The sequence below is a fragment of the Paraburkholderia sp. A1RI-2L genome (genome assembly GCF_048957375.1).
Taxonomy (GTDB): Bacteria; Pseudomonadota; Gammaproteobacteria; order Burkholderiales; family Burkholderiaceae; genus Paraburkholderia.
The window spans coordinates 1,664,347-1,681,496 of the sequence record NZ_JARBTA010000002.1 but is presented as its reverse complement, the minus strand read 5'-3'; the positions used below and the strand labels follow the sequence as shown (position 1 = coordinate 1,681,496).

Sequence of the window (17,150 nt, the reverse complement as noted above, 5' to 3'; positions counted from 1 at the left end):
AAACCTCTGTAAATAATTTGTACACGTTCACTCGACAGATTGCGCTTTTTTACGATAATGTCCCCAAAGAGGATGCGCGCCGGAATGCAAGTCGCCACGCCGGTCGACGCCTCAACTGATATCGAATCGCATCGCGCTTGTGCCGTACATGCCGTCCACAATCCGCAACGAGGGAATCATTGAGAAACCGCATCGTCCGCGTTGTCCTCTGCGCCATGGCATTCGCGCTGCCGTGCGCCGCGTCGTTCGCGGCCCCGCCCGCGGAACCCGCGCCTGACACGATGCAAGCCCGCGTGATGGGCTGCGCTGCATGTCACGGCGCGCACGGCGAAGGCACTGACAACGACTACTTTCCGCGCCTCGCCGGCAAGCCTGCCGGCTATCTCTACAACCAGCTCATCGCGTTTCGCGACGGCGGCCGCAGCTATCCGCCGATGAACTATCTGCTCGCGTATCTGCCCGATGCGTATCTCAAGCAGATGGCCGAGTTCTTCGCGCACGAGCGCCCGCCTTACCCGCCGCCCGCCGCGCCCAAGGTCGATGCGGCCATGCTCGCGCTCGGCAAATCGCTCGTCATGAACGGCGCGCCCAACCGCAAGGTGCCCGCGTGCGCGGCCTGTCACGGCGCCTCGCTCACCGGCATGCAGCCCGCCATTCCCGGCCTCGTGGGCCTGCACGCCGACTACATCAGCGCGCAGTTGGGCGCGTTCCGTTACGGCACGCGCCGCGCCGCCGCCCCGGACTGCATGCACGACATCGCCTCGCGTCTGGCCGAACGTGACATCACGGCCATCGCCGCCTGGCTCGCCTCGCAGTCCGCGCCCGCCAATCCAGCGCCCGCGGCGCCCGCGCCCTTGCCGCTCGCATGCGGCAGCGCCCACAACTAGCCGAGGCCTCGACGTGCGCAAACTTCGATCCCTCTTGCCCATTTTCCCGACGATGCCGGTCCCCGCGCCAAAGCCCGCGTTGGCCGCGTACCTCGCCCGCGCGAGCCGCACGCTGGCGTTGAGCGCCACGCTCCTGTACGCCGGGTTCGCGCATGCGCAAAGCGGCGCGCCGGTAGCCAATTCGGCGGATGCGGCAAGCGCTGCCGCCGCCACGGCAATAGCCAATGCCAAGCCCGTGGCAAGCAATGCCGTATTGCTCGCGCGCGGCGAATATCTTGCGCGCGCGGGCGACTGCGTCGCGTGCCACACGGTGCCTTCGCAGAAGATGTTCGGCGGCGGCCGCCCGATGGAAACACCGTTCGGTACGCTCTATACGCCGAACATTTCCTCGGACAAGCAATACGGCATCGGCGCATGGAGCGCCGACGAGTTCTATCGCATGCTGCACGAGGGCAAGTCGCGCGATGGCACGCTGCTCTATCCCGCGATGCCGTTCGCGTCGTACACGAAGGTCACGCGCGCCGACTCCGATGCGATCTACGCGTACCTGCTTTCCACGCCCGCGGTCAATCAGCCCAATCGCGCGCATACGCTGCGCTTTCCGTATAACCAGCGCCAGCTCCTGATCGGCTGGCGCGCGCTGTTCTTCCGCTCGGGCGAATTCAAGCCCGATCCGAAGCAGTCGGTGGAATGGAATCGCGGCGCGTATCTGGTGGAAGGTCTCGGGCATTGCACGATGTGCCACACGGAGATCAACGCGCTCGGCGGCAACACCGCGTCCAAGGAATTCCAGGGCGGTCTGATTCCGCTGCAGAACTGGTACGCGCCCTCGCTCACCTCGAACAAGGAAGCGGGCCTCGGTGACTGGAGCATCGACGATATCGTCGATCTGCTGCATGCGGGCGTCTCGAATCGCGGCGCGGTGTACGGGCCGATGGCCGAGGTCGTCTACGACAGCTTCCAGTACCTCACCGAGGACGACGTGCGCGCCGTGGCCGTCTACCTGAAGTCGCTGCCGGGCCATTCGGGCGAAGTCGACAAATCGCCCAAGAGCCAGTTCGTGACCGAGGAAGCCAACCGTCTCTCGCCGCTAGGCAAGAAGATCTACGACGCGCAGTGCGCCACGTGCCACGCGTCCGAAGGCCAGGGGAAGCTGCCGCATTTCCCGCCGCTCGCGAACAACCAGTCGATCCAGATGAATTCGGCGGTGAACCCGATCCGCATGGTGCTCAACGGCGGCTATGCGCCGGGCACGAAGAAGAACCCGATGCCCTATGGCATGCCGCCGTTCGCGCAGTTGCTGTCCGACGAGGAAGTGGCTGCCGTGGTCACGTATATCCGCACGGCATGGGGCAACCATGGCACGCCGATTTCAGGGCGCGAAGTGAACGCGCTGCGCTCGGCGCCGCTGTTCTGAGCTTTTTTGAGCCGCCGTTGCGAACCTTCAAGCTGAGGCCGTGATGATCGAAACACCCGCCCCTCAACAACCGGGCGCGCCCGCGCAGCACGAGCAAGTCGACGAGATCGTGCGCCGCGGGCCATGCGGCGCGCTCGCGCTCGCCGGCATTGCCACGGCCATCGTGGCCGCGCTCTGGTTTGCGTTCTACTTCCTGGTGTTCCTGCCTCGCGGCGTCATTCAATAACCGCGACGCATAACCACCACGAATAACCGGACCATCCGCCGGCAACCCCTCCACTCCATCTCGCGCCAACCGCCCTCATGTCCACGCAACCAACCGATCCCCATGCCAGCGCCGAAGTAGCCGCGCGCGTGGAGCGCCGCTGGGCCACGCTCATGGTGGCGCTCGTTCTCGTGCTGGTGGCGACGACCGTCTTCACCGGCCTGCACTGGGCCATGATGCCGCCTTCGCGCGTCGAGACCATCGACCCGGAAACGCTGCACGTCTCCGGCGAATTCGTCGAAACCAACCTCGGCAGCGCGCTCGAGCCGGACGGCTCGGTCACGGTGCGCGTGATCGCGCAGCAGTATTCGTTCACCCCGCAATGCATCGTGGTGCCGGCGGGCGCGCCCATCACCTTCCGCGCCACCAGCGCCGACGTCGTGCACGGCTTTCTCGTGACCGACACGAACCTCAATTCGATGGTCGAGCCGGGCTATGTCTCCACCTTCCGCACGACCTTCGACAAGCCCGGCGACCATCTGATGCCGTGCCACGAGTACTGCGGGACGGGTCATCAGGGCATGTGGGCGCATGTGAAGGTCGTCGACCGCGACGCCTTCATGCAGATGGCCGCCCTTCCGGAGAACCATTCGCGGAGACTGAGCTGTGTTAAATAACAAGCGACTCGTGCTCGCCCACTTCTGGCTCGCGTTCATCCTGTTCGGGGTCGCGCTGCTGCTCGGCGCGTGGCAGATGCTCGTGCGCAGCCCGCTGCATCCGTGGCTGCGCGATCCCGAGCTCTACTATCGTTCGGTGACCGAGCACGGCACCGTGATGGGCTACGCATTCCCCACCCTCATCGCCATGGGCTTCGGCTATGCGGTGACCGAGCTCTCGCTCAAGCGCCCGCTCATCGGTGCGCGCTGGGCGTGGCTCGGGTTCATCCTGCTCGCGCTCGGCGCCGTCACCGCCTCCGCACCGGTCGCACTCGGCCGCGCCTCGGTGCTCTACACCTTCTATCCGCCGATGATCGCCAGTGCGTTCTATTACATCGGCGTCGTGTTCGTGGTGGTGGGCTCGTGGGTATGGGTCGCGCTGATGGGCGTGAACTTCACCGCGTGGAAGCGCGCGAACCCCGGCAAGCCGGTGCCGCTCGCGATGTTCGCGACCACCGCGGGCGCGTATCTGTGGGGCTGGACCGCCGTGGGCGCGGCCATAGAAGTGCTGTTCCAGATCCTGCCTGTCGCGCTCGGCTGGCGCAACACCATCGACGCGGGCCTCGCACGCGTGTTCTTCTCATGGACGCTGCATGCCATCGTCTACTTCTGGCTGATGCCCGCGTACATCTGCTACTACACGATCATTCCGCGCGCGATCGGCGGCCGGCTCTATAGCGATTCGATGGCGCGCATCTCGTTCATCCTGTTCCTCGTGGTGGCCATGCCGATCGGCCTGCACCATCTCTTCACCGATCCGCAGGTGGGCTCGGGCTTCAAATTCGTGCAGTCGGTGTTCACGGCGCTGGTGTCGGTGCCCACGCTGCTCACGGTCTTCACGATCTGCGCCTCGGTCGAGATCGCGGGGCGGCTGCGCGGCGGCAAGGGCGTGTTCGGCTGGATCGCCAAGCTGCCGTGGCAGAACCCGCAGATGCTCGCCGTGGCGTTCTCGTTCGTGATGCTCGGCTTCGGCGGCGCGGGCGGGCTCATCAACATGAGCTACCAGCTCGACCAGCCGGTCCACAACACCCAATGGATCACGGGCCACTTCCACCTGATCTTCGGCGGCGCGATCGTCATCATGTACTTCGCGATTGCCTACGATCTGTGGCCGCAGCTCACGGGCCGCGCGCTCACGAACTGGCGGCTCATGCGCTGGCAGCTCTGGCTTTGGTTCATCGGCATGATCGTGACGACCTTTCCGTGGCACCTGGTCGGCATCATGGGCATGCCGCGCCGCATGGCCTACTTCGATTACAGCGACCCCGCGCTGGCCGCCCAGGCAAGCCTCGTGACCGCCTCGGCGGTGGGCGGGCTGATTCTCGTGATCTCCGCGATCCTGTTTTTCGTGGTGCTGCTGCAAGGCCATCGCAGTCCGGCGCAGGCGCCCGAGGAATACCGCTTCAGCGCGCCCGTGCATGAATCGCCGGTGTTGCCGCGCGCGCTCAACGGTTTCGCGCTGTGGGTCGTGCTGATGATCGCGCTCACGATCACCAACTACGGCTACCCCATCGCCCAACTGCTCGCGGCACCCAACACGGCCGTGCCCGCGATTCCGATTGGAGCGCCGCGATGAGCGAAGAACGCCTGTTCACCTTACGCAATGTGTGGTTCCGCGCGAGCGTGGGCGCGACGATACTCGCGTTCGTCGGCGCCGCGTTGATCGGCTTCGTCTGGCTGCCTTCCGCGCAACGCGATGCGCAGTTCCAGGGCATCTGGAACGCCATCTGCAGCGCGGCCGGCGTGCCGCGCCAATGGTCTCAGGCGGGCGCCACCATCACGCCGGGCTACAAGGTCAGCACGGTCGAGCTCACGCCGCACATGCTCGAGAGCGCCAGCACCCTGTCGATCGGGCGCGGCGCCACGCTCTCGCTGCGCTGCACGATGTGCCACGGCCCGCAGGGCATGAGCCAGGCCAATTCGCCGAATCTCGCGGGCCAGTTCGCGAGCGTGGTGTACAAGGAGCTGCTCGACTTTCAGAGCGGCGCGCGCAAGAACGCGGTCATGACGCCGATGGCGCAAAATCTCTCCGACCAGGACATGCGCGATCTTGCGGCCTACTACGCCTCGCTGCCGCCCACGGCGCGCGTGGGCGGCACGCCGCCGGGAATCGTCGCGCTCGGCGCGCCGATGCGCAATATCCCGGCGTGTGCCTCGTGCCATGGCGGCGTCGACCACAAGGTGGGCACCCCCTGGCTCGACGGCATGCCGGCGGCCTACACCAAGGTGCAGCTCACGGCCTTCGCAGACGGCACGCGGCACAATGACATTTCCGAGCAGATGCGCAATATCGCGCGCAACATGACCCCCGCGGAAATCGACGCCGCGGCGGCCTGGTACGCGGGCGGTGTGCGGCCGTAGCGCATCCGCCGCGACGGGACACGCGCGGAGCGCGGCACGCGCTGGCCGACGACGGCGCGCCGGGGGCGGCCCCTGTCGGCCCGGCTAGTTCGACGGCAGCGGATCGTCGTTGAGGGTCTTCAGGAACGCGACGATGTCGCGGATCTCATCGCCGGACATCGCGGGCTTGTCGCCGAACTTGCGGTCGAATGGCGCGTCGGTCACGTCCACATTGTTTCGGTATTGCGGCGGGATATCGTCGTATTTGTCGATCTTGCCCTTCGCATCGCGCGGATAGAACTTGCCCGGGTCGGTGTTGCGCTCGTTGTAAAACGCCATGACGTGGTCGAGGTCGTGATAGATGCCGTTGTGGAAGAACACCGTGCGCGTGGCCGCATTGCGCAATGTGGGCGTGAGGAACATCCCGCAGTACTGCGTCTGGTCTCGCAAATCCGCACGGAACGGCCCGCACACGCCCAGATCGTAAAAGCGCGGATCGCGGTTCTGCGCAAGCTTGCGGTTGCGCGGCACGCCGAGCGCCTCGTACTGGTAGTCGGTGAACATCGGCGGCAGGCCATCCCTGCCCGGCTTCGAGAGGTGGCAGCCCGCGCAGTTCGCCCGGCCCGGATCGTTGAAGAGGCGCAGACCGCGCAGTTCGGCGCGTGTGAGACGCGCGCGTCCTTCGAGCCAGCGGTCGTACTTGCTGTTGTACGGATGGAACGACGGATCCTCCACCTGGTAGCGCGAGATCGCGAACACCGCTTCGGAAACCAGCAGCTTGCCGTTGCTGAAAATTCGTGGTCCGAATAATTCCGTGAAGCGCTTCGCGTATGGCGCCTGCTCGAGTTTTCCGGCCACCTGATCGACGCTCGTGTTCCCCATTTCCACCGGGTTGAGCAGCGGGCCGTAGGCCTGTTGTTGCAGCGTATCGGCGCGGCCGTCCCAGAACAGGCCGCCTTGCGGCACCTTCTCCGTGGAGGTCGACGGACCGCCCGCGGTCTTTTGCGACTTGACCACGCCCGCGGCGGCCGCGGCCTGCTCGGCGACCGTGGGCGCATCGTCGCTTTCGCCCGCATCGGGCCCGATGCTGAAATTCGGCTGGCGATACAGATACATGAGCGACGGGGGCGGACGATAGCCCTGCTGCGTCATCGCGAGTCCGCCTTGCTGCACGTCGAGCCCGTTGGGCGGGCCATAGGCATGCGCGGGACTGTGGCACGACGCGCACGACTGTTTGCCCGAGGCCGACAGCGCCGGATCGAAAAAGAGCTGCTTGCCGAGCTGCGCCATGGCCGAAAGCGGCGCCACGGGCGGACGCTGCAACACGACCGGATGCGGATTGGCGCCGGTGAGGTTCTCGACGATGACGCCCACGGGCGCGGGCACATTGGCGGGAAAGACGACGGCGTAAGCACCGAAGCCGAGTGCGGCAACCGCTAAAGCGGCAGCGGCGCGCGGTAGTGTGAGCCCACGGCGCGCGGGCTTCGCCTTGACGCTGGCCGACGACGATGCGGAAGAAGCAGACGAAGAAGCAGACGACGAAAACTCGGACATATTGCCTTGTTCCTTACGGAACCAGAAAACCGAAAAGCCGTGGGCGATCGCGAGGATGCGCCACACGGCGTCGGGGCGCGCTGCGCACGCCCTTGCGGACTTCGAGCGCCGGTTACATCGCCGGCGCGGCGCTCAATTGCGTGCCTTGCGTGCCGTCGAGATACAGAACCGGCAGGTTGCCCTTGCCCGCGAAATCGAACATGCCGCGCATGTCGCCCGCCACGGCATCGAACGAACCGCCGCCAAGACGCGCGCCGCCCAGCCAGTTGTCTTCGATGAAGCGCACCACCGAGGCCTGGTCGATGAAGGTGTGATCCACGTAGTTCGCCTTTGCCCACGGCGAAATCACCACGAACGGAATGCGCGTGCCAGGGCCGCAGCGGCCATTGACCGGCGCGCCCGCGACGCCCGTGGGCTGGGTGCCGCTGCCGCACACGCCATTGCCGTTGAGCTGGTCGGCCGAGGCCATCGACGAATGCACCGGCGGCATGTATTGATGGTCGTACCAGCCATCCGAGTCGTCATAGGTCACGACCACGGCGGTGTTCTGCCAGTCGGGCTCCTGCATCAGAAAGTTCACGACCTTCGTGACGAACTGCTGCTCGTCGAGCGGGTCCGAGTAGCCCGCGTGCGCGTCCTGTGCGGCCGGTGCCTTCAGGAAGCTCACCGACGGATAGTTGCCGGCTTTCACGGCGGCGAAGAAGTCGTCGGTGTCGTACTGGTGGTTCGCAGGCTCGGCCGTCTTGCCGTCCGTTTCCAGGCTCGAGCCGATCGCGGCCGTCGAGCTCGGGCGCGTGTGCTGCGGGTTCGAGGTCGATTTGAAGTATTGGAACCAGTTGTGGTGCGGAATGTAGTCGGCCGTGGCGGCATTCACGGCGGTTGCGACCGTGCTGCGCTTGCAGCCCGTCGTGCCGTTCGGGTTGGCCGTCTGCAGATTGAAGCCGCCCATGAAGCCGCCCCAGGTGATCTGCTTCGCGTTCAGCAGATCACCGATGTTCTTCGCGTTGATCATGCCCGTGTCGGTGGTGCTGGAGCACACGTCGTAGCCGGGGTCGACGTCGTTGATCATGGTGAGGCCGCCCGCGCCGTCGTTAATGTAGTATGACGAAGTAGTTGCCGTGGCCGGCTGCTTCGACGAGACCACGATCTGGAACCCGTTGGTCTGGCCCGCCACCACTTCGAGCGCGCCGGGCGTGGACGGGCCATACGTCGTGGTCCACGCGTTGTCACTCATCGCGAACTTCTGCGCATAGTTCCACAGCGCCGTGACCGTGTTGCCGTCGAAGTAGCCCATCACCTGGCCCTTCGTGCCGAACGCGCCCGCGCCGCCACTCGTGGCGTGGCCGGTGTACTTCGGGAACAGGTCGAGCGCGCCGTTGTCGGCGGCTTGCTGCTCGGCCGTGTAGGCATGGTTCTGGTCGGCGGTGGCCGCCTGGGTGCGGTCGAGGCGGAACGGGTTCGCGGCGTCCGCGCCGTTGGCGGTGTTCGTGAAGTTGGGGTTGGCCGTAAGCAGCGCGCCCGTGAGGCCGTTGACTGCCGGCGTGCCCGCGGCAGCCATGAAAGCCGGTTCGCCCGCCGGATTCGTGGCGCTCGGATAGGTCGCAAAATAGTGGTCGAACGAAACGTTTTCGCCGTAGATCACTACGAGGTGCTTGATCGGCGTGGCCGTCGCGAGCGCGTCCTGCGCGGACACGGCCGGCGAGTTCGACGAATTGCTGCTGCCGCAGGCGAACAGGGTGGCGGCAAGTCCAACGCACGGCGCGGCGAGTAATGCCCGGCGGTACATGCGATCCATGGTGTGGGGCTCCATCGAATTCTGAATTGAGTTTGCTTCGGCGTGCGCATTACACCACCCGAACATGACCCCAAAACGACCATATCATTTCTTTAAGCTTTCGCTTTATTTCGACACTGAAAGCATCGCTGCTGCCGTTGCACTCTTTTGCGCGCGAGCTATAACAGGAAGTGCAGCGCGAATGTTCTCTGCGCGCCCGCCTTCTCCTCCTTGTTGCGCCGCGCCACGCTGCGCCGCCTCCCGAGCCCGCGGAGGCTTGCCTGCCGAGCAAGGCAGTCAGGACCTGTTCCCGTCGATGACAGGTTCGATAACACGTCCGGCAGCCCGGTCCCAGCGCCGGCATCCCGGCTTATGCTCGAAGCGCGCATGGCGCAGCGCCGTGTGCGCGGCGGGCCGTCCTGACATCGCGTTCAGGAAGGAGTGTGGAGATGAAGATCCGTTTGGCGTCGATCGCCGCCTGCTTGACCGCCCTTGCGGCCCTCGCGGCTGGCGCGCCTGCCACGGCGCAGACGAACGACGAGCCCACCTCGCAGCAGCGCGCGCATCAAATGATGATCCGTGACGCGGATGCGTCGGCACAGGCCGCCACCGACATGTCGTATGGCGGCACGCCCGACACGCACAGCGCCGCCGGCCATCGCACCGGTAAAGCCTGCTTGACCCGTTCGGAGTGCGATATATTTTCCGGCCATTGAGCCGTGCTGACGCGCAGCCGGCGCGCGCGCCGCCCGAGCCGCCCTGCGGCTGCGCCTTCGAATATCGGTTAGCGCCGCCGCTGCTGGGGTGCCGGCTTTTCCGGCACGCGCCCGCGCGGCGCGCTTCACTGCACCGTGGCCCGCAGCAGTTCCGCCACGCGCTGCAGCGGCACAAGCAGTTCGGGCGCGATGCCGTAGAGCGGGCCGAGGGTTTGCGCGACGTCGCGATAGTCGACCTGCACGCAGCCTTCGTCGTCCTCCCAAACGACGAGCCGCAGCGGCAATTCGAGCGCCGTGTGCGGATTGGCCAGCATGACCGGCGCGCCCGCCTTCGGGTTGCCGAACATTAGGAGCCGCGTTCGACGCAGCTCGAGCCCCGCGAGCGCCGCGGCCTCGCGCTGGTCCACATCGGCGAACACTCTGGCGCCTGCGCGCTCGAGCACCGCCTTGAGGCGTGCGATCGTGGTGTCGAAATCGTGCGCGCTCGTGTATGTCAGAACGGATGAGGGATGCTGCCCGTGTTCGGTCATGGCGAGACTCCGGGGAACGAAACCGCGTGTCGGTTTTAACTCGGCTTGAGCTCGAACTGTAGCCCATAAGACGCACGCTCCGGGCCCAGCATGAACGCGGCCCGCCAGGGCCGCCCCGGGGCGCTCACAGCATCGGCGTCAGTTTCTGGACCTGCTGCGCGAAGTGCACCATGTCTTCGCCGTTCAAAGCCGTGCGGGTCGGCAGATCGACCGTGAGCGGGTCTTGCGGCACGTCGGCCACGTGGACCTCATAGTGCAGATGCGGACCGGTCGCCCAGCCCGTCCTGCCCACGTACCCGATCACCTGGCCCTGGCGGATTTCGCTGCCCACGCGCAACGCTTTCGCGAAGCGCGAGAGATGCGCGAAGGTCGTCGAAAAATCGCCGAAATTCTTGATCTGGATAACGCGGCCATAGCCGGTCTGCCAGCCCACGAACGTCACGGTGCCCTGCGCAGTCGCATGCACGGGCGTGCCCATGGGCGCAGCGAAATCGACGCCTTCGTGCGGCGCCCAACGGTGCGTGACAGGATCGAGCCGATCCGGCGAAAAGTCCGACGAGATGCGTGTGTACTCAACCGGGTAGCGCAGGAAGGTCGGCGACGCCGGCTGGCCGTCGGCGTTGTAATAGAACGCCTTGCCGTCCAGCTTGCGATAGAGGAACACATCGTGCGTGTCGTGGCCGCTGGCAATGCGCACAGCAACAGGCCGGTCGTCCTGCGCGGCGGAGTCGGCCGCCGCGCCCTGGGTCGCGGGGCCGGCGGCCGGCGCGGCTCCGGTGAATGTGTGCACGGCGTTCGCCGCGCCGTTGCGGAACACGAGGCGCATCTCGCTGCCCGGCTTCAGATCGTGCTCGACATCGAGTTGCCCCGAGAGCGCGTGGGCGAGCCGCGCGGCCACGGCAGCGCCGACGCCCAACTGGTCCGCCGTCGCCGCGAAGTTCTGCGTAACCTCGGCGGATGCGACACGGAAAGCGGGAACCGGCGGGCCGACAAACACCGGCGCGGCGGCGGGCGGGGCCAGGGTCGGGGCCGGTTCGCGCTCGGCCCGATCGGGGATTTCGTCCGACGCGTGCAGCGAAACCTCGGCGCCCGGCCGGGGCAGCTGATGCGACAGCCACGCCGTGCACGCGGTGCTGAGCGCAGCCACGAGCATCGCTTTGCCCGCGACTCCCTGCGGCGTCGTCGATACGAATTTGGACATCTACGGAAACAAACTGGGTACGGATGGCTGGCGGAAAGCCGCGCGCGATGCGCCGCTTTCGCAACGACACCGGCGCCATTGCAGCACCGATGGGCGAGTGGGCGAGCGTATGACAGATTTCTTAAACGAATCTTAAAAATAACAAATAGTATCAATTCCCCATTTTTAACGGATGGTTCGCAGTAATTCGATGGCAATTGCACGCTGTAGACGACTCGAACCCGGTTCATTGCATGGCGCGCGGTTCGACCCGGCCGGCCCTGCGTTCGGCGCGCCGGAAGCCCGGTCGAGGTAGGATGGGGGCCATGAACAAGCGCGCCCAACTTTCAGCGGACAACCGGCGAATCCGACCGTGGTGGATGATCGTGATGACGGTGGTGATCTGCTTTCTGTGTCAGAGCGCCTTCGCCGAGGCAGATGGCCGCGCCGCCAGCCTGCGCAGCAAATATCGGAGCCTGACGCAACAACTCGCACACAACCCGTTTCAGCGGCCCTTGTACCTCGAATCCAAGGAGTTGCCGTCAGCACTCAACGGCGAGATTTACGGCGTGGTCAATTATCCTTTCACGACGGTCGACGGCACGCTCAACGACCCGGCTCAAGGCCCCGCCAACTGGTGCGACGTATTGATCCTGCACCTGAACACCAAGTACTGCCACGCGTCGACCGGCGCCAACGGTACGGTTCTGGCCGTGAATATCGGCAAGAAAACCGCGGAATCGCTTTCCTCGTCCTACCGGGTGCAATTCGACTATCGCCCGGTAGTCAGCATGACAGATTATTTTCGCGTGGAACTCACCGCCGCCACGGGGCCATTTGGCACGAAAGATTACCGGATCGTGCTCGAGGCGATACCCGTGGACAATAGCCGTACCTTTATCCATCTGACCTACGCCTACGGTTATGGCACGGCGGGACGGATCGCGATGAAAGCCTATCTGGGGACGATCGCGAGCGACAAGGTTGGATTCTCCTCCACCAGCGATCCATCGACGAACGAGCCGCGATACATCGGGGGGATGCGCGGCCTGGTGGAGCGCAATACCATGCGCTATTACCTCGCCATCGAGGCTTATCTTGGCGCGCTCTCCAGCCCGTCCAACGCCCGGCTCGACAAACGGCTCGCTGACTGGTTCGATGCGACGGAGCAGTATCCGCGGCAATTGCACGAAGTCAGCCGCGCCGACTATATGCAAATGAAGCACGACGAATATCTGCGTCAGCAAACGGCCCAGTAGTCTGCCAGGTCGTCCGCCGGCGCGGCGGCGCCATGGGGACATCGCCGTTCACGCGGCCGGACACGATCGCGCCGCCGTCAGGAGCGTGTCGGCGGGTTATCAGGGCGTTCCGTACCGGTTTTCGTGCGCGCATCTGTACCGGTACTGTACCGATTGCCCCCGCTAAACTGGCTGCCAGTCAATTGCGGCGATCGCTGACAACGATCAGCGGTCGCCGCCCTGCCCCTGGAGCCATCGCACCATGCTGCCCGAAATGCTCAGCGCCTTGCCCGCCGGCATGCTCTTCGTGGTGGTCACGACCATCACGCCCGGCCCCAACAACACCATGCTGCTCGCCTCCGGCGTCAACTTCGGCTTCAAGCGCACGGTGCCGCACATTCTAGGCATCAGCGCGGGCGTCGTCGTACTGATGCTGTCAGTGGGATTCGGCCTCGGCGAAATCTTCCGTCACGTGCCCTGGCTTTACACGGCGCTCGAAGCCACTAGCGTCGCCTATCTGCTGTGGCTCGCATGGAAGATCGGCACCTCGGGCATGCTCAAGGAAAGGGGCGGCGAGCGCGGCCCCATGCGCTTTCACGAAGCCATCGCGTTCCAGTGGATCAACCCGAAGGCGTGGATGATGGTGCTCACTGCCGCCACCACGATCCGCCTCTCGGCGGACTTCGGCGTCAACACCGTCGTGATGGCCGCGCTGTTTTATGTAATCGGCCTGCCCTGCATTTGCGTGTGGGCCGCCTTCGGCACCGGCATGCGCCGCTTTCTCGGCGACCCGCGCCGCCTGCGCCTGTTCAATATCGCCATGGCGCTGGCGCTCGTCGCTTCGATGTATCCGCTGTTCGCGCACCTGCTGCAGCGCTGAGGCGGTCTGGCGCTGAACGCGGCTGCAGGAACTGCTCAACAGCGCCCCCGCGTGCATGTTCGTCTGGTTGCGCGTGCCCGGGCCGTATCGCTTCGACGATTTTGCCGCCACCGCTCAGGCGCGCGACGTGAGTACGATGCCCAACTGCTCGCGCGAACTCGGGTCGGCGAGCTTGATGCGCACGCCGTGCCAGGTGGTCGAGCGATCGACGGCAACCGCCGCGGTTGGCGCACGGCCTTGCAGATACTCGCGCGCACGCTGCGCGACCGGCCACCGGCGCTATTCGGGACGATCCAGGGTTGGGTGCTGCGTGGGGCGCATGGCGCTTTACGACGCGTGATGGTCCACCCGCTCGATGAAGCGCCACAGCGCGTCGTCGAGCGAATACGGCGCGTTGAAGCGGAACCAGGCGCTGGCCGCGTCATCGGCGCGGAAATAGGAGCCGGGCGCGAGCCAGATGCCGTCGGCCAGCGCCGCCGTGGCAATCGCGCCGGCGCGCGCGGCCTCCACCGGCAGGCGCACCCATATGAACAGCCCCGCGCGCGGCCGGCAGAACGATTCCAGCCCCAGCGCGTCGAGTCGATCCTCCAGCGTCGCATGCGCGACCTTCAGGCGCTCGTTCACGATCTCGACGTGATGCGCGTAACGCCCTTCGACCAGCACCTTGTCGACGATGCGCTCGATCGTCTCCGACGACGTGAGCCCCACCGCCATCTTCGCGCGCGCCAGCTCGCGCAGCACGTCGCGCTCGGCAACCACGTAGCCGCAGCGCAGTGAAGGCGTCACCGTTTTGGAAAAGCCTCCCACGTAGACCACGCGCCGCAACCCTTCCATTGCCGCCAGCAGCGGTGCGCCGGGCGGCGCGAGTTCGCGGCTCACGTCGTCTTCCACTACCCAGATGCGCTCGCGCTCGGCGATCTGCAGCAAGCGGAATGCATTCGCCATTGAGTAGGTCGCGCCGGTAGGATTTTGCAGCGTCGTGTTTACGAAAATCGCCTTGGGTCGATGCGCCGCCACCTGCTGCTCCAGCACCTCGAGATCGATCCCGGCCGGCGTGCGCGGCACGCCATGCACCGTGAGCCCTGCGAGCTTGAGAATCTGCAATAAATTGCAGTAGCCCGGATCCTCCACCAGTACCGCGTCGCCCGCACGCAGCAAAGTGCGCACGATCAGATCGAGCCCCTGGGTCGCGCCCTGCGTGAGCAGCACGTTGCCGACCTCCACCGGCAGCCCCTGGCGATCCAGTTGCGCGGCAATGCGCTCGCGCAGCGGCGCGAAGCCGTATGGGTGCCCATAGTCGCCCAGCCGCACCGCCGGCACGCGGCTCGTCGCGCGTAGCGCGTGATGCAGCCCCGTCTCGTTGATCCACTCGCTCGGCATCCAGCCGCAGCCCGCCTTGATCGGCACGGAATGATCGGCGAACACATCCGAGAGCAGCCAGTTGGCCGTGAGCGTGGGCGGCTGCCAGACCGCCGCGCTCGGGCGCGGTGCGGTCTCGCGCGGCGCCACGCGGTAGCCCGAGCCGCGCCGCGCCACCACGAGCCCCATCGAGACGAGCCGGTTGTACGCCTCGGTCACCGTATAGGTGGAAAGCGCATGTGACTGCGCCAGTTGCCGCACCGAAGGCAGCAGCGCGCCCGAGCGCAGTGCATTCGCTTCGATGGCGTGAGCAAAACCGTGCACGACCTGCTCGACGAGCGTGGGAGCGGCGCGGCCGCGTTGCAGTTCAAGTTCGATCATCGGGAAAGGGGGTGGCGCACGCCGACCAATACAGTTGCGGCAAATTGTCCAGCACGGTTATCAGCGCAGTATAGAGACTGTATATGCCGTCGTCCAAATCCGGAGGCTAGAGTTGGTGAAATCACAACCGCAACCCTGTTGCATGGAACCGGAGCATGCGCACACGCGCCAACGCCGGTCGACACTGGAGGAAACAATGACTTCGCGCCCCGTCATCGACGACCTGTCGTCGTTCTGGATGCCGTTCACCGCCAACCGCCAGTACAAGGCCGCGCCGCGCCTGCTCGAATCAGCCAAGGGCATGTACTACCGCACGAGCGACGGCCGCGAGGTGCTCGACGGCAGCGCGGGCCTGTGGTGCGTGAACGCCGGCCATGCGCGCGACGAAATCGTCGCTGCCATTACGCAGCAAGCCAGCACGCTCGACTACGCGCCCACCTTCCAGATGGGCCACCCGCTTGCCTTCGAAGCCGCGCGCCGGATCGCCGACATCATGCCTGCCGGGCTCGACCGCATCTTCTTCACGAACTCGGGCTCGGAGTCCGTCGACACGGCGCTCAAGATCGCACTCGCCTACCATCGCTCGCGCGGCGAAGGCCAGCGCACCAAGCTCATCGGCCGGGAACGCGGCTATCACGGCGTGGGCTTCGGCGGCATTTCGGTGGGCGGCATCGGCGGCAACCGCAAGACCTGGTCGGGCCAGTTGCTCCCCGCTGTCGATCATCTGCCGCACACCCACGACCTCGAACACAACGCGTTCTCGAAGGGCCAGCCGGCATGGGGTGCCCATCTCGCCGACGACCTCGAACGCATCGTGGCGCTGCACGACGCCTCGACCATCGCGGCCGTCATCGTGGAGCCGGTGGCGGGTTCAACCGGCGTGCTGATTCCTCCGCAAGGTTATTTGCAACGCCTGCGCGACATCTGCACCAAGCACGGCATCCTGCTGATTTTCGACGAGGTCATCACGGGCTTCGGCCGCCTCGGCAAGGCCACGGCGAGCGAATATTTCGGCGTGACGCCCGACATCATCACGATGGCCAAGGCGATCAACAACGCAGCCGTGCCGATGGGCGGCGTCGCCGTGAGCCGCACGATCCACGACACGGTGGTGAACAGCGGCGCGCCTGGCGCAATCGAACTGTTCCACGGCTACACCTATTCGGCGCACCCGCTCGCCGCCGCATCCCTGATCGCAACGCAGGACCTGTATCGCCGCGAGGGGCTCTTCGAGCGCGCGCACAGCCTCGCGCCGAAGTTCGAAGCGGCAGCCCACGCGCTGCGCGATGCGAAGCATGTGAAGGACATCCGCAATCTCGGCCTCGTCGCGGGCATCGAACTCTATTCGCGCGACGGCGCACCGGGCGCGCGCGCCTATGAAGTGTTCGTGAAGTGCTTCGAGGCGGGCGTGCTGATCCGCTACACGGGCGACATTCTCGCGTTCTCGCCGCCGCTCATCGTCACCGAAGAAGAGATCGAGCGTCTCTTCGGCACGGTGCGCGAAGTACTGGCGAAGGTCCAGTAACGAAAGGCAACTCGCGCGCGCAAACCATGCGTGCAGCCAGACGGCCCGCGGCATGACGCTCGCGGGCCGTTTTTTCGCCTGACCTTTCAGTTTGCTTTTTTTACGCGCACGCGCACGGCGTGCGGCATCGGCGTATCGTTTGTATATCGACACTGCGATGCCGCTCGCGGGCGGCGGCCGGAGGAAGGGCAATGAAGACACCGATCCGTATGGGCGCGCATATCGAAGGCGTCCACTGGGTGGCGGAATATCTCGCATCGACGCATGAAATCCGTGTGTTCCGCGATGGCCGCGAAATCGACACGTTCTCCGCGCCGGCCGCACTGCTGGGCGAAGAGGACGATGCGGGATCGGCCAGCGATGAAGCGAGCCGTGCCGAAGACGCTGCCGTGCTCGCAATCCTGCGGCGCTATGTGGCCGAACTCAATGCCGAAGAGTGAGGAGATGA

At 65.7% G+C, this 17,150-nt stretch carries 16 protein-coding genes; 11 read left to right on the top strand and 5 right to left on the bottom strand.

Annotation, left to right across the window (positions count from 1 at the left end; translation table 11 throughout):
- The first annotated feature begins 215 nt into the window (after positions 1–215).
- The 6 genes from PWP93_RS22530 to PWP93_RS22505 all read left to right on the top strand — a co-directional run bounded on the left by PWP93_RS22530 (position 216) and on the right by PWP93_RS22505 (position 5,586).
- Positions 216–887 (top strand): c-type cytochrome, encoded by a 672-nt coding sequence (locus tag PWP93_RS22530; protein ID WP_421026998.1) that lies wholly within the window; start codon positions 216–218, stop codon positions 885–887.
- A 52-nt stretch (positions 888–939) separates the two neighbouring features.
- Positions 940–2,304: a c-type cytochrome gene (locus PWP93_RS22525; protein WP_421046164.1), complete on the top strand. Its 1,365-nt coding sequence runs from the start codon at positions 940–942 to the stop codon at positions 2,302–2,304.
- 43 nt (positions 2,305–2,347) lie between these two features.
- Positions 2,348–2,530 (top strand): hypothetical protein, encoded by a 183-nt coding sequence (locus tag PWP93_RS22520; RefSeq protein WP_421046008.1) that lies wholly within the window; start codon positions 2,348–2,350, stop codon positions 2,528–2,530.
- A 77-nt stretch (positions 2,531–2,607) separates the two neighbouring features.
- Positions 2,608–3,186, top strand: coding sequence for a cytochrome C oxidase subunit II (locus PWP93_RS22515; protein ID WP_421046007.1), 579 nt, complete (start codon positions 2,608–2,610; stop codon positions 3,184–3,186).
- Positions 3,176–4,801: a b(o/a)3-type cytochrome-c oxidase subunit 1 gene (locus tag PWP93_RS22510; RefSeq protein ID WP_421046006.1), complete on the top strand. Its 1,626-nt coding sequence runs from the start codon at positions 3,176–3,178 to the stop codon at positions 4,799–4,801. The genes PWP93_RS22515 and PWP93_RS22510 overlap by 11 nt, the downstream gene beginning before the upstream one ends.
- Complete coding sequence (locus tag PWP93_RS22505) at positions 4,798–5,586, top strand: c-type cytochrome (protein ID WP_421046005.1); 789 nt, start codon at positions 4,798–4,800, stop codon at positions 5,584–5,586. The genes PWP93_RS22510 and PWP93_RS22505 overlap by 4 nt, the downstream gene beginning before the upstream one ends.
- A gap of 84 nt (positions 5,587–5,670) precedes the next feature.
- Here the strand turns inward: PWP93_RS22505 and PWP93_RS22500 are convergent, their stop codons facing one another.
- Both PWP93_RS22500 and PWP93_RS22495 read right to left on the bottom strand, forming a co-directional pair.
- Complete coding sequence (locus PWP93_RS22500; RefSeq protein WP_421046004.1) at positions 5,671–7,119, bottom strand: cytochrome-c peroxidase; 1,449 nt, start codon at positions 7,117–7,119, stop codon at positions 5,671–5,673.
- Between the two features lie 112 nt (positions 7,120–7,231).
- A complete protein-coding gene (locus PWP93_RS22495; protein ID WP_421046163.1) occupies positions 7,232–8,905 on the bottom strand; it encodes a phospholipase C in 1,674 nt (557 codons plus the stop codon).
- 431 nt (positions 8,906–9,336) lie between these two features.
- Here PWP93_RS22495 and PWP93_RS22490 point away from each other — a divergent pair, with 431 nt between their 5' ends.
- Positions 9,337–9,609, top strand: coding sequence for a hypothetical protein (locus PWP93_RS22490; RefSeq protein WP_421046003.1), 273 nt, complete (start codon positions 9,337–9,339; stop codon positions 9,607–9,609).
- A 125-nt stretch (positions 9,610–9,734) separates the two neighbouring features.
- Here PWP93_RS22490 and PWP93_RS22485 read toward each other — a convergent pair whose 3' ends face one another.
- Both PWP93_RS22485 and PWP93_RS22480 read right to left on the bottom strand, forming a co-directional pair.
- On the bottom strand, positions 9,735–10,139 hold the full coding sequence (locus PWP93_RS22485; protein WP_421046002.1) for a DUF302 domain-containing protein: 405 nt from the start codon (positions 10,137–10,139) through the stop codon (positions 9,735–9,737).
- A gap of 124 nt (positions 10,140–10,263) precedes the next feature.
- Positions 10,264–11,340: a M23 family metallopeptidase gene (locus tag PWP93_RS22480; RefSeq protein ID WP_421046001.1), complete on the bottom strand. Its 1,077-nt coding sequence runs from the start codon at positions 11,338–11,340 to the stop codon at positions 10,264–10,266.
- 359 nt (positions 11,341–11,699) lie between these two features.
- On the opposite strand from PWP93_RS22480, the gene PWP93_RS22475 reads away from it, so the two are divergent.
- Together PWP93_RS22475 and PWP93_RS22470 are read left to right on the top strand one after the other, a co-directional pair.
- Complete coding sequence (locus tag PWP93_RS22475) at positions 11,700–12,578, top strand: hypothetical protein (protein WP_421046162.1); 879 nt, start codon at positions 11,700–11,702, stop codon at positions 12,576–12,578.
- A 241-nt stretch (positions 12,579–12,819) separates the two neighbouring features.
- Positions 12,820–13,437 carry a LysE family translocator gene (locus tag PWP93_RS22470; protein ID WP_421046000.1) on the top strand — a complete coding sequence of 206 codons (618 nt, stop codon included), beginning with the start codon at positions 12,820–12,822 and terminating at the stop codon, positions 13,435–13,437.
- Between the two features lie 327 nt (positions 13,438–13,764).
- Here PWP93_RS22470 and PWP93_RS22465 read toward each other — a convergent pair whose 3' ends face one another.
- Complete coding sequence (locus tag PWP93_RS22465; protein WP_421045999.1) at positions 13,765–15,177, bottom strand: PLP-dependent aminotransferase family protein; 1,413 nt, start codon at positions 15,175–15,177, stop codon at positions 13,765–13,767.
- 196 nt (positions 15,178–15,373) lie between these two features.
- Between PWP93_RS22465 and PWP93_RS22460 the strand changes: the two genes are divergently transcribed.
- On the top strand, positions 15,374–16,702 hold the full coding sequence (locus tag PWP93_RS22460; protein WP_421045998.1) for an aspartate aminotransferase family protein: 1,329 nt from the start codon (positions 15,374–15,376) through the stop codon (positions 16,700–16,702).
- 191 nt (positions 16,703–16,893) lie between these two features.
- A complete protein-coding gene (locus PWP93_RS22455) occupies positions 16,894–17,142 on the top strand; it encodes a hypothetical protein (protein ID WP_421025356.1) in 249 nt (82 codons plus the stop codon).
- Positions 17,143–17,150: the final 8 nt, after the last annotated feature.